This is a genomic window from Chondromyces crocatus (assembly GCF_001189295.1).
Lineage (GTDB): Bacteria > Myxococcota_A > Polyangia > Polyangiales > Polyangiaceae > Chondromyces > Chondromyces crocatus.
Map to the genome: position 1 here is coordinate 5,642,466 of NZ_CP012159.1, position 12,141 is coordinate 5,654,606.

Sequence of the window (12,141 nt, forward strand, 5' to 3'; positions counted from 1 at the left end):
CTAGGACAGTCAAGCCTGTCCGCTCCCTGCCGATCAGGGGGAGCTGGCCATCTGTTCGAGCAGGCGGCGGAGGGCCTGCTCGGCGCGGCGCTGGCGTTGCTCCTTCGGGAGCGCCTGGGCGGCGCGCAGGGCGGTGATGTCGTTGCAGAGGGGGGCCCGGTCGCCAGGGGGGAAGGTCTTGCAGAGCAGGTCGTGGGCGGCGGAGGCCTTCTCGGAGACGGCACCGTCGCGGTGCAGGATGCCCGCCACGTGGGTGATGAGGAGGGCGGCGGTCGCGAGCCGGGGGCTCACGTTCAGCCAGCGCTCGACGAACTCGGGCTGTTCGGTGAGGCGCGCGAGCAGATCCCAGCGGCTCTCTCGCTGCGCGAGATCGGTCATGAAGAGCATCACCTGCACGTGCCGGTTGAGGTCAGGGAGGTTCCGGGTCTCGGCGTGCAGGGCGAGCAGGTCGTCGACGGTGCCGTCGGCGAGGGTGAGGGAGGTGCAGTTGACGGCCACGCTGAGGGCATCGGCGCGGAGGGCCGGACCGATGGCAGGGGCGCGGCCGAGGGCGCGGGCGGCGCTGGTCAAGGTGGGGCTGCAGTGGCTCTCCTGCCGCTGGCGGGTGAGGAGCACGGCGGCGTCGTAGAGCAGGCCGTCGGTACGGAGCGCCTCCACGGCGCGGGTGAAGGCGTCGGGATCGTAGGTGCCCCGCTCGGCGGAGGTGAGGAACGCGTCGAGGTGGCGGAGCGTGCCGCACGCGGCCGACGCATTGCCCCGCCGCAAGCGGGGGAGCTTGGTCAAGGCGTCGGCGGCACGGAGGGAGAGGGCGAGGGGGTAGCCCTCGCAGGTGGGCTCTTCGTGGTGGCCGAGTTCCACCTTGGCGCTGGTGCACGGGAGCGGCTCGGCGAGGGCGGCGAGCGAACGCCGGGTCCTGGCGAGCAAGGGGGCGAACCCCGCGTGCGAGGCAAGGCCGAGCGGGCTGGTGTCGAGGATCTCGTTCACCTCTGCGTCGGTGGCCGTCCGCGGGATGAGCGGGCGGAGCACCGTCCACAGGTCGCCAGCGAGCAGGGGCTGCCCTGCCTCGGCGGCGAGCTGCGCGGTGAGGGCGAGCGTGCCGCGGGCGCTGCTGCCCCATGCTACCGGGTCGGCCTGGGCGTGGGCGCGATCGCCGAGGCGCAGGCCGAAGGTGAGCGTGCTGATGGCGCGTCGGGCAGCCGTGGCGCCGCGCTCTCGATCGCCGTCGAGGTAGTGGTAGGCCGCCGCGAGCGCGGCCAGGTGGACATAGTAGCTGGCGGTGTCCTCGGTCGCGGTGTCGCCGCCGTCGGGTTCGATCTGCACGGAGAGCGTGCCCTCGGGCTTCGCAGGCGTTCTCAGCCCCAGGCCGAGCTGAAAGGCGTTGCCGTTCTCGAGCAGCCCGCTGCCGTAGGAGATCTTGAAGCTGAGCGAGAGGACACGGGTCGCCGTCTTCTCGTCGTACCGGTAGGTGATGCGGGGGACGGTGAGGCCGCGCTGCTCGGCGTGGTCGAGGACGCCGTCGAGCGTCTTGCGGGCCTCGGCGTGCCTTCCTTGGCTGAACGCGTGGCCCGCCTCCAGGACCGACATGAAGGGGCCCGCGTCGACGCGGGTGCAGGTGTCGTCGGTCGCCGAGCGCATGCCCTCGGCGTAGGTCGAGGGATCGTAGGGCTTGCCGGACTTCGCCTTCCAGGCCTCGGCCAGGTAGTGGAGCATCCAGGTGGTGCGTGAGCCGCTCTTCTGCGCGAGGTCGAGGCTGGGCTTGAACAGGTCGTCTTCGCCGAGGGCCGAGTAGAGGAGCGTGACGAGGAGCCAGAGGTCGGCCTGGTCGCGCTGGCCTCGGTCGGTGAACGCTCTGGCATAGCCGAGGAGCAGCTCTCTCAGGTCGACGCTGCCCTGACCCTGCGGCATCTGCGCGAGTGCGTCGAAGAGGGCGACGCCGGCCGAGCCGTCGTGGGCGTCGTCGCGAAAGAAGGCGTGGAGGGTGGCGAGGGTGCGCGGGAGCAAGGCGCCGCTTTCCCGGGCGACCTCCTCCGGGCTCCTGGATTCGAGGATCGCGCGGGCGAGGCCGTAGGTGCTGGTGAGCGCGCCCGCGAGGGGGTGTTCGTTCCAGTCGCGCAGGCCGGCGGCGACGGTGGTCTGTGCGTCGGCCTTGGGGATCGAGAACGCGACGAGGGCGCGCGCGCCGGGACGGCCTTTCGGCCGAGGGCTCATCAGGTCCATGGCGTCGGAGAGCAGGACGGTGACCATCCGGGCCCGCCGGATCCAGGCGCCGTCGCCCGTGCGGTAGCGCGGGGAGAGGAGGATGCGGCGGCGCACGTCGCCGAGGCGGGCGAGGGCGCGGCGCATCGCCGGGGTGTACCTGGCGTCCTCGTCGGCGCAGGTGTCCGGCGCGGGGGGACTGTGGGCGAGCTTGGCGGAGCCGAGGGCGATGAGGCCGTCGGCGAAGGTGGTGAGGTCGTCGAGCAAGCCCGCGGGGGCGGGTTCGTCGGCGAGGCTGGCAAGGGCGCGCTGCAGGTCGTCGCGGGCCTTGCGTCGCTCTGCGGGGAAGCGGGCGACGTCGGTGAGGTCGGGGTCGAGCTGCTTGTCGACGCCGAGGGCGGCGTACCTTCCGAGGCTCGCTGCGAGCTGTCCGAGGCCGGGGAAGGGGAGGGCGGCGTCTGATGCGAGGGCGCGCGCCACCTGCGCAGCGGAGAAGGAGACGTCGGGCGCCTGGTCGGTGACGACCCGGTAGAGGGCGTCGGCGGCGTAGAGGCCGGCCACGTCCCAGCCGGTGCGCTTCGTCATGTCCCCACGCAGCTTGGCGGTGATGGCGCCCTGGAGGGCCGTGAAATGCGCCGTCTGGAGCGCAGGGGGATACGAGGTGCCGATGATCAGGCCGGAGAGCACGCCGTTCGCGACCTCTGCGGCGTCCTCTGCGGCGGCGAGCTTGCGCTGCACGCTGGTCTGGGTGAGGCCGGCCACGGCGTCGCGGAGCCGCTCGTCGCCGAGCGCGCCGGGCGCGTACGCGAGGAGGACGATGGAGAGGGTGCGGAAGCGCGCGGGTTCGGCAGCGGCGAGCTGCTTCAACGCGGTGAGGTGGGCGAGGCCGAGGTCGGTGACGCGCTTGTAGAGCGGTGTGTCCGAAAGGCTCAGGCCGTGCGCGTCGCCGCGCTGGAGCAGTAGGCGCGGAGCGATCGCCCACACCGTCCCGGTGGCGGTGGCGAGGTCGACCATGGATTCGTAGCGAGGGAGCCACGCGCTCAGGGGGAGCGAGCCAGCAGGAATCGACGTGTCGGGCGAGGTCGCCGGGGCGAGGGTGCTGGGCAAGGGCGCGAGCGCGCTGGCGAGGCGCGAGGCGAACATCAGATCGCGCGCGTCTTCCATCGGCGGGGCGAAGGGTGGGGCGCATCCGCGCACCTGGCCGTAGAAGCTGGTGATCGCCTCCTGTCGTTCGGGCCGTATGCCGCGCAGGACCGAGGCGCCTCGTGTCTTCCAGGCTTCATGCTCCTTCGAGGCGAGGTGTACGCGGAGGAGATCGGCGTAAGGGGTGGTCGTCGCGGTCGTGGTCGGCTCTGGAGGCGGAGGGGCGGGATCGCCGAGGGGTTCGAGGGCGACGCCGGCATTGGCGAGCAGGAAGAGGGCGTAGCGGGCCCGGAGCACGGGCTCGTCGTTGGGATCGCGTGTCGCGATCGCGGCGGCGAGGCGGTCGGCTGCGCGGGCGGCGTCGACGTAGTGGAAGGCGCCGGCGGCAGTGAAGGCCTCCCGGAGGGATGCGTCGAGGGAGGCGTCCTGGTCCAGCGAAGCGAGCGTCGGGTCGACCTGGAGGAGCGGCGGCAGCCCGACGAGGAAGGGCCGCAGGGGATCGGCAGGGAAGAGCTGGTGGACGGCGCGGCCGCGGACGTGGACCAGGAGGCCGAGCCCCGCCGCGTCGCCCAGGGCGAGGAGCAGCGCGTTCGCGTCGAGGTGGTCGGGGGCGGGGAGCTCGGGGGACTCGACCCAGCGTGCGCCGCGCGTGGCAGGGCGCTTCAGGCCGGTGGGCGCCGCGCCCTCCACGAGAATGGCGACGCCAGACGATCGAGGTTGCCCCTGTCCGGTCGCAGGAGGCAGCGCGCCGCGAAGGCGAACCCAGGGATCGGTCGCGTCTCTGGAGGCGCGGGCGTCGAGGTAGGCGCCGACGAGATCGTGGGTGGCGCGACCCTCGGCGAGGGCGATCCCGAGGGCGCGCTCGCAGGCGCCGAGATCCGAAGGATCGCAGCGTTGTCCACTGAACGAAGGCGCTTGCCCTGCGCTGGTCGCGCCGCAGGCCGTCACGCCGGAACCCAGTGCGGTGATGATGGCCATGGCACGCAGGCCAGCCGAGAGCGGACGAGGCAGCATGGGAAGCTACACCTTACACGAACCGACCGTCAGGCCGTGCCGCTAACCGCTGCGCGCGCTGGCGGCGACGTGATAGCTGGTGGGCATGCGAGCGCTGTCGGGCGAGGTGTCGGGTGGAGCGAGCGCGCCTCTGGAGACGCGCCTCGACCGCGCGTCGTCGCTCGGCGCCCCCGTGGCGCTGTCGGTGGCGCTGTCGCTGGCGCTCGCGGGCTGCGGGCGTGAGGACGGCAGCGTGTATTTCGGCTCGACCGAGCGCGTGGGCAAGGAGCCGACGACGCTCTACGTGGGCGGTAGCACCGAGCCCGAGTACCTGGATCCGGGCAAGTCGAACGACACGGCCTCCAGCGCGCTGATCAACCAGATGTTCGAGGGGCTGACCACCCACGGGCCGGGTGATCTGCGGCCCACGCAGGGGGTGGCGACGCACTACGAGAAGAGCGACGACAACCGGGTCTACCGCTTTCACTTGCGGCCCGAGGCGCGCTGGTCCGACGGCAAGCAGGTCACCGCCCACGACTTCGCCTATGCCTGGAAGCGCGCGCTCCGCCCAGCGACGGCCTCGGTGGCGGCCACCAACCTGCACGTGCTCAGGAACGGGGAGGTGTTCAACACGGGCGCGCTGAAGGCGACGCGGGACGACGTCGTGGTGCGAGCAGCGCCCGGGGAGGACGCGCCCGCGGTGATCACGCTGCCGCGGGGGACGTTCGTGGTGATCGTCGAAGCCTCCGCGGAGCGAGGAGCCGAGCCGTCGTCTTCATGGGCGAAGATCGCGCGGCTCCGCGGCGTGCCCACCTACGATCCGAGCCCCGTGCTGGAGGACGGGGGGGCGGCACCGTCGCCGATCGGGTTCGTGCCGAGGGTGGCGCTCGTGGAGGATGACCAGGCGGTCGGGGTGCGCGCGGTCGACGATCTGACCCTCGACGTGGAGCTGGAGCGCCCGACGCCGTACTTCCCGGAGCTGACCAGCGTGACCACGTTCCTGCCCGTCCGACGTGACGTGGTGGAGCCGTTCGAGCAGCGAGGGCAAGGAGAGCTGTGGTTCCGGCCCGAGAACATCGTGGTGAACGGGCCCTACGTGCTCGATGACTGGAAGTTCCGCTACGAGCTGACCCTGAAGAAGAACCCGGCGTACTGGGATCGCGAGCGGCTCGGGATCGAGCGCGCGGTGTGGATGTCGGTGGAGCAGGCCCACACGATGATGAACCTCTACAAGGTGGGCGACCTGGACTACCTCGGCGACAACACCTCGCCCCCGAACGAGTACCTGGAATCGCTCTCGACGAAGAAGGACTTCCGTCGGTTCAGGACGATGTCGACGTACTGGTACGAGTTCAACGTGCGCAAGCCGCCGGTGAACGATGCGCGCGTGCGTCGTGCGCTCAACATGGCGCTCGATAAACAGCAGATCATCGACAAGATCCTGCGTGGCGGGCAGCTACGCGCGACGCACTACGTGCCGGATTACACGGGCTCGGGGTACGCGCAGCAGGCAGAGGAGGATCAGCAGCGGGGCGAGGACCCGTTCGCGGCGCCCGATCTCCAGTTCGATCCATCCCGCGCCCGCGCGCTGCTCACCGAGGCCGGCTACCCCGTCGAGGCCGACGGTGCCGGCTACAAGGCGCGAGGGTTCCCCGCGCTGGAGCTGCTCTACAACACCCACGAGGGCCACAAGCAGATCGCCATCGCCGTGCAGGACATGCTGCGGCGGCATCTCGGCGTGTCCATCACCCTCCGCAACGAGGAGTGGAAGGTGATGCTCAAGAACGTGCGTGATGGGCACTTCCAGATGGTGCGGTTCGGCTGGAACGGCGAGTACAACCACCCGCACACCTGGATGGCGACGTTCCTCTCGAGCAGCCCGCAGAACCGCACGGGTTGGGCCGACAAGGAGCTCGATGAGCTGGTGCGCGTGGCTGCGGCGACGGCTGACCCGGTCGAGAGCATCCGGCTGTACCGCAAGGCCGAGGCGCGGGTGCTCGAGAGCATGCCCAAGATGCCGGTGTACTTCTTCACGAAGGCGACGCTGCTGAAGCCCTGGGTGAAGGGCTTCCACCCGAACGCGCGCAGCATGCAGCTCCTCAAGTGGCTCTGGATCGATCCCGACTGGCGCTCCAGCCCCGAGCGGAACGAGGTCGTGGCCCCGCCCTTCGAGCTTCCGGCGCCGGGGCGGCTCGCGCCGCGCGCAGAGGGCCGTCCGTGATCGGGTTCATCGTCAAGCGGCTGCTCGTCATCCTGCCGACGCTGCTCCTCGTCGCCACCGTGGCGTTCGTGATGATGCGCTTCGTGCCCGGTGGCCCCTTCGATCAGGAGCGCGCCGTGCCGATCGAGGTGGAGCGGGCGCTGCGCGCCAAGTACCACCTCGACGATCCGCTGGCGAAGCAGTACGGCGACTGGCTCTGGGCGCTCGTGTCGCGTGGCGACCTGGGGCCGGCGTTCAAGTACCCGAACCGGACGGTGAACGAGATCATCGCGCTCAGCTTGCCGGTGTCGATGCAGCTCGGTGTCCTGGCGATGATCTTCGCGCTGCTCGTTGGGGTGCCCCTCGGCGTGGTGGGCGCGATCCGGCAGAACACCTGGAAGGACACGCTGGCGATGGCCACGGCGATGGTCGGGGTGAGCGTTCCCCGCTTCGTGCTGGCGCCGCTCCTGATCCTGGTCTTCTCGCTGTCCTTGTACTGGTTCCCGGTGGCGCGCTGGGAGACGTGGCGGCACATGGTGCTGCCTGTGGTCTGCGCGGGCCTGCCCATGGCGGCGTACCTGGCGCGGCTGACGCGCGGAGGGATGCTGGAGGTGATCCGTTCGGACTTCGTGCGGACGGCACGGGCGAAGGGGCTGTCGGAGCGGCGGGTGATCCTCGGTCACGCGCTCCGGGGTGGGATGTTGCCGGTGGTGAGCTACCTCGGTCCGGGATTCAGCCACCTGCTGGTGGGCTCGCTGGTGGTGGAGAAGATCTTCAACATCCCGGGGATGGGTCGCTACTTCGTCGAGGCGGCGATGAACCGTGACTACAACCTCGTGCTCGGCGTGATGCTCGTCTACGGCGTGCTGCTGATGGTGTTCAACGCGGTGGTCGACGTGGCCTACGCCTTCATCGACCCGCGGGTGGAGCTGCGCTGATCCATGGTGTCGAGCGTGGAGCGCGAGGGTACGGGCGCGGGCGGGCCAGAGGGGCGCGGCGGGGAGGTACGCCTCGCGGAGCTGGAGCAAGGGTCGAGCCTCTGGCGCGATGCGTGGCGGAGGCTGCGGAAGAACCGCGCCGCGGTGGTCAGTGGGGTCATCCTGATCGCGCTGCTCCTCGCGTGCGTGCTGGTGCCCGAGCTCTCGGCGTACAGGTACGACGTCGCCGATCTGAAGCTGGGCGCGACGCCTCCCTCCTGGGAGCACTGGATGGGGACCGACTACTTCGGTCGCGATCTGATGGCGCGGGTCTTCTTCGGGGGCCGGGTGTCGTTCACGGTGGGGGTGATCGCGACGCTGGTGAGCTTCAGCATCGGGGTGAGCTGGGGCGGGATCGCGGGGTACTTCGGGGGGAAGGTGGACGCGGTGATGATGCGCATCGTCGACGCGCTCTACACCTTCCCGTTCCTGGTGCTGGTGATCCTGCTGATGGTGTTCTTCGCCAACGATCGCTCTGCGCTGTACACGCTCTTCCAGCTCCTCTTGTCGCCCTTCGTCGAGGATCCGAAGGACCCGTCGTACTTTCCCATCTTCCAGATCGCCGTGGTGTTCGCGGCACTGGGCGCCGTCTCCTGGCTGACGATGGCCAGGATCGTGCGGGGGCAGGTGATCACGCTGCGCGGGCAACCGTTCGTGGAGGCGGCCCGGTCCATCGGTGTCGGGCACCGGGCGATCATCTTCGGTCACCTGATCCCCAACGCGCTGGGACCGATCATCGTCTACACCACGCTGACCATCCCCGAGGTGATGATGACGGAGGCGTTCCTGAGCTTTCTGGGGCTCGGGACGCAGGAGCCGCTGTCGAGCTGGGGGCTGCTCGCGTCGTCGGGGGCCGACACGATGGATCTCTACCCGTGGCTGATCCTGTTCCCCGGGGGGATGCTCGCGATCTGCTTGCTCTGCTTCAACTTCCTCGGTGACGGGCTGCGTGACGCGCTCGACCCGCGGGTCCGGAAGGATTGAGGGGCGCCGTGCTGCTCGAGGTCAACGATCTCTGCACCCAGTTCTCGACCGAGGAGGGCGTGGTCCGCGCCGTCGACGGGATCTCCTTCGCCGTGGACCGAGGGGAGGTGCTCGGGATCGTGGGAGAGTCCGGCTCGGGCAAGAGCGTGACGAGCCTGTCGATCCTGCGGTTGATCCCCGACCCCCCAGGGCGCATCACCGGGGGGCAGATCCTCTTCGAGGCGAGCCCGGGAGCGACGGAGGATCTCGTGCGCGTGAGAGAGGGGCGCATGGAGCAGATCCGGGGGGATCGGATCGCGATGATCTTCCAGGACCCGATGACGTCGCTCAACCCGTACCTCCGGGTGGGCCAGCAGCTCGCCGAGGTGCTGGTGCTGCACAAGCGCATGACGCGCAAGGCGGCGCGGGAGCGCAGCATCGAGCTGCTGAAGCAGGTGGGGATCCCGGCGGCGGCGTCACGGATCGACGACTATCCCCACCAGCTGTCGGGGGGGATGCGGCAGCGGGTGATGATCGCAATGGCACTCCTGTGTGATCCCGATCTGCTCATCGCGGACGAGCCGACGACGGCGCTGGACGTGACCATCCAGGCGCAGATCCTGGATCTCATCCAGGCGCGGCGCGAGGCGCAAGGGATCGCGGTCATCCTGATCACGCACGATCTCGGGGTGGTGGCGCGGATGGCTGATCGCGTGGCGGTGATGTACGCGGGGCGCATCGTGGAGGAGGGGACGACGGAGGAGATCTTCCACACGCCACAGCATCCGTACACGGTGGGGCTGCGGCGCTCGATCCCCAGGCTCGATGCGGCGCGAGGGCAGCGCCTCGAGCCGATCCCGGGGCTGCCGCCGTCGCTCGCGCGGGTGCCGCCGGGCTGTCCGTTCCACCCACGCTGCGAGCATGTGATGGATGTGTGCCGGCAGGTGGCGCCCGCGCCGCGGGTGATCGGCGCGGAGGCCAAGGGGATCGAGAGCGGAGCCGCGCCGGCCATGGGGGAGGGGAGAGAGGGGCGGCGTGGGCTCCACGTGGTGCGGTGTCACCTCGGTGATCCTGCGATGCCTTCGGATCCTGCGATGCCTTCGGCGGGAGCGGTCTCATGAGCCACGCCCCGGTGGACGAGAAGGCAGTGGGCGCAGGGCCGAGCGACGCAGGCGCAGGCGAGAGCGCAAGCCCGGGAGCGGGGGCCGCGCTCCTCGAAGTCCAGGACCTTCGCGTCCATTTTCCTGTGCGGCGTGGCCTGCTCCAGCGCCAGGTCGGGGCCGTGCGGGCCGTGGATGGCGTGTCGTTCACCGTGCCGCGCGGCGCGACACTGGGGCTCGTCGGCGAGTCGGGGTGCGGCAAGTCGACGACGGGGCGCGCGATCCTGCGGCTGGTGGAGCCGACGTCCGGGCGTGTGCGGCTCGACGGGGTGGAGCTGACCACACTGGGGGCGCGCGCGCTGCGCCGTGAGCGTCGGCAGATGCAGATGATCTTTCAGGATCCGTACGCCAGCTTGAACCCGCGGATGACGGTGCTGGACATCATCGCCGAGCCGCTGCGGACCCATGGCCTGGTGCGCTCCCGGGAGCAGACGGCGACCGAGGTGGCGAAGCTCATGGAGATGGTGGGACTCGCACCGGCCTACATGCGGCGGTATCCCCACGAGTTCTCGGGGGGACAGCGGCAGCGCGTGGGGATCGCGCGCGCCATCGCGCTGCGGCCCAAGCTGGTGGTGGCAGACGAGCCGGTGAGCGCGCTCGATGTGAGCATCCAGGCGCAGATCTTGAACCTGCTCGAGGATCTGCAGCGGGAGCTCGGCCTGACGTACCTGTTCGTGGCGCACGACCTCGCTGCCGTTCGCCATCTCTCGACCGAGATCGCGGTGATGTACCTCGGTCGGGTGGTCGAGCGCTCGGAGACCGAGGCGCTCTTCGCCCAGCCGCTGCACCCGTACACGCAGGCCCTGCTGTCGGCGATCCCGGTGCCGGATCCGACCGTGGAGCGGCAGAGGCGTCGGCTGGTGCTCATGGGAGAGGTGCCGAGCCCCCTGGCCCCGCCGGCAGGGTGTCATTTCCACACGCGCTGCCCTCACCGGATGGAGCAGTGCAGCACGGAGGTGCCCGAGTTCACCGAGCGTACGCCAGGGCGCTGGGTGGCGTGCCACCTCCAGGCACCACCCCCGATGCCCGAGGCCGAGGCGTGAGCTGAGGACGAGCCGTCGGGAGGCGCTGAGGACGACCTGCGTCGATGTCATGGCGATCGCGGGACGAGGCCACGGGGTGCGCCTCCCGCAAGGGGCTGGCGAGGAGGCGGGAGGGGACAGGCTGAGGCGTACGCTTCTCGCGAGGGAATGGCGTCGTTCGCGGGGGATGGCTCCGTGTGTGAGGGAGGAAGGCGCTGCGGCGTTCAGTTGCCTGCAGCACCTGAACCGCCAGCTCCGCCCGAGCCGCCAGTTCCACCCGAACCCCCTGAGCCGCCCGCGCCGCCCGTCCCTCCGGTGCCGCCGCTTCCACCCGAGCCACCCGCCCCGCCAGCGCCGCCCGAGCCACCGGCGCCGCCCGAGCCACCGGCGCCGCCCGCGCCGCCCGTCCCTCCGGTGCCACCGCTTCCACCCGAGCCACCTGCTCCTCCAGCGCCGCCGGCCCCACCTGCTCCTCCAGCGCCGCCGCCTCCACCAGCCCCGCCTTCGCCGCCTCCAGCGCCTCCACCGCCCGCGCCGCCTGGGCAGGACACTGCCGCGCGCACGGTGCGGGTCGCCCGGACGGGTTCCCCCGCTCTGTTCAGCAGGGGTGTGTCTGGGCTCGTCTGGACCTCCAGCTCGAGAGTGAGGTCCGTGTAGCGGTTGGCGAGCTTGCGGAGCAGCACATCGACGAATCGCGAAGCGCTGCGGTTGTTCTCGACACCGTTGACCCGCACCACGAGCTGGCCACACTGCGTCTGGGTCCCGCAAGCGCCAGGCGGACGCAAGCGTAGCCCGGTGGTGTAGATCTCGACGGCGATCGCCGCGTCCGGATCCTGACCCACCGCGACGCAGGCGTTTTCTGCCGGGTAGTTGATGGTGATGCTCGGATCGCCGCTCGGCCCCCCGCTGCTCGAGTCGGTTTGGTCACCGTCACAGCCGGCGCTGACGCCGAGCGCGAGCCAGCTTGCGGTGAAAAGGGCAATGCGCGTGGAGGAAGCCATGGCTCGGGCTGGTCTATCCGCTGGGGCGTCGTCCGGCAATTGTCATCGGCTGTCTTCGGGTTCCGCGTCGTGTCCGTGCGGCGTCGCGAGGGTCGGTGACGAAGAGGCTTTCCCCCGCCGTCGTGACCTGCCATAGGGCGGGATCCAAGCTGACCGGGTCATGGCAAATACGAGGCAAGAGACCATCCAGGATGTGCTGTCGCGTGCGCTCACGCCGCAGCACCTCGACGTGGAGAACGAGAGCGGGCGGCACAGCGTGGCCCCGGGCTCCGAGACGCACTTCAAGGTGCTCGTGGTGAGCGAGGTGTTCGCGGGCATGGGGGCCCTGCAGCGGCACCGCCACGTCAACGAGCTGCTCCGGGACGAGTTCTCCAGGGGACTCCACGCGCTGAGCTTGCGCGCGCTCACCCCGGAGGAGTGGGCCCGGCAGTCGGACACCACGTTCCGCTCGCCGCCCTGTCTCGGCGGCTCCAAGGCCGACTGAGG

At 70.6% G+C, this 12,141-nt stretch carries 8 protein-coding genes; 6 read left to right on the forward strand and 2 right to left on the reverse strand.

Features of this window, described 5'->3' with window-relative positions; all coding sequences use genetic code 11:
* Positions 1–33 precede the first annotated feature (33 nt).
* A complete protein-coding gene (locus CMC5_RS20645) occupies positions 34–4,353 on the reverse strand; it encodes a hypothetical protein (RefSeq protein ID WP_050432025.1) in 4,320 nt (1,439 codons plus the stop codon).
* 85 nt (positions 4,354–4,438) lie between these two features.
* Here CMC5_RS20645 and CMC5_RS20650 point away from each other — a divergent pair, with 85 nt between their 5' ends.
* The 5 genes from CMC5_RS20650 to CMC5_RS20670 are packed head-to-tail and all read left to right on the forward strand — an operon-like array spanning position 4,439 to position 10,675.
* The gene (locus tag CMC5_RS20650; protein ID WP_082362654.1) at positions 4,439–6,553 is read left to right on the forward strand and encodes a peptide ABC transporter substrate-binding protein; all 2,115 of its coding nucleotides are present in this window, start codon (positions 4,439–4,441) and stop codon (positions 6,551–6,553) included.
* A complete protein-coding gene (locus CMC5_RS20655) occupies positions 6,550–7,470 on the forward strand; it encodes an ABC transporter permease (RefSeq protein WP_050432026.1) in 921 nt (306 codons plus the stop codon). The genes CMC5_RS20650 and CMC5_RS20655 overlap by 4 nt, the downstream gene beginning before the upstream one ends.
* A 3-nt stretch (positions 7,471–7,473) precedes the next feature.
* Positions 7,474–8,493, forward strand: coding sequence for an ABC transporter permease (locus tag CMC5_RS20660; protein ID WP_050432027.1), 1,020 nt, complete (start codon positions 7,474–7,476; stop codon positions 8,491–8,493).
* 8 nt (positions 8,494–8,501) lie between these two features.
* On the forward strand, positions 8,502–9,593 hold the full coding sequence (locus CMC5_RS20665; protein WP_050432028.1) for an ABC transporter ATP-binding protein: 1,092 nt from the start codon (positions 8,502–8,504) through the stop codon (positions 9,591–9,593).
* Positions 9,590–10,675 carry an ABC transporter ATP-binding protein gene (locus CMC5_RS20670; RefSeq protein ID WP_082362655.1) on the forward strand — a complete coding sequence of 362 codons (1,086 nt, stop codon included), beginning with the start codon at positions 9,590–9,592 and terminating at the stop codon, positions 10,673–10,675. Before CMC5_RS20665 ends, CMC5_RS20670 begins: the two co-directional genes overlap by 4 nt.
* A 203-nt stretch (positions 10,676–10,878) precedes the next feature.
* On the opposite strand, the gene CMC5_RS46580 is transcribed toward CMC5_RS20670, so the two are convergent.
* Complete coding sequence (locus tag CMC5_RS46580; protein WP_050432029.1) at positions 10,879–11,655, reverse strand: hypothetical protein; 777 nt, start codon at positions 11,653–11,655, stop codon at positions 10,879–10,881.
* Between the two features lie 160 nt (positions 11,656–11,815).
* On the opposite strand from CMC5_RS46580, the gene CMC5_RS20680 reads away from it, so the two are divergent.
* Positions 11,816–12,139: a BolA family protein gene (locus tag CMC5_RS20680; RefSeq protein WP_050432030.1), complete on the forward strand. Its 324-nt coding sequence runs from the start codon at positions 11,816–11,818 to the stop codon at positions 12,137–12,139.
* Positions 12,140–12,141 lie beyond the last annotated feature (2 nt).

Coding starts and splice junctions, on each gene's coding strand:
- CMC5_RS20645 (WP_050432025.1), bottom strand. CDS start 4,353: ATGCTGCCTCGTCCGCTCTCGGCTGGCCTGCGTGCCATGGCCATCATC.
- CMC5_RS20650 (WP_082362654.1), top strand. CDS start 4,439: ATGCGAGCGCTGTCGGGCGAGGTGTCGGGTGGAGCGAGCGCGCCTCTG.
- CMC5_RS20660 (WP_050432027.1), top strand. CDS start 7,474: ATGGTGTCGAGCGTGGAGCGCGAGGGTACGGGCGCGGGCGGGCCAGAG.
- CMC5_RS20670 (WP_082362655.1), top strand. CDS start 9,590: ATGAGCCACGCCCCGGTGGACGAGAAGGCAGTGGGCGCAGGGCCGAGC.
- CMC5_RS46580 (WP_050432029.1), bottom strand. CDS start 11,655: ATGGCTTCCTCCACGCGCATTGCCCTTTTCACCGCAAGCTGGCTCGCG.
- CMC5_RS20680 (WP_050432030.1), top strand. CDS start 11,816: ATGGCAAATACGAGGCAAGAGACCATCCAGGATGTGCTGTCGCGTGCG.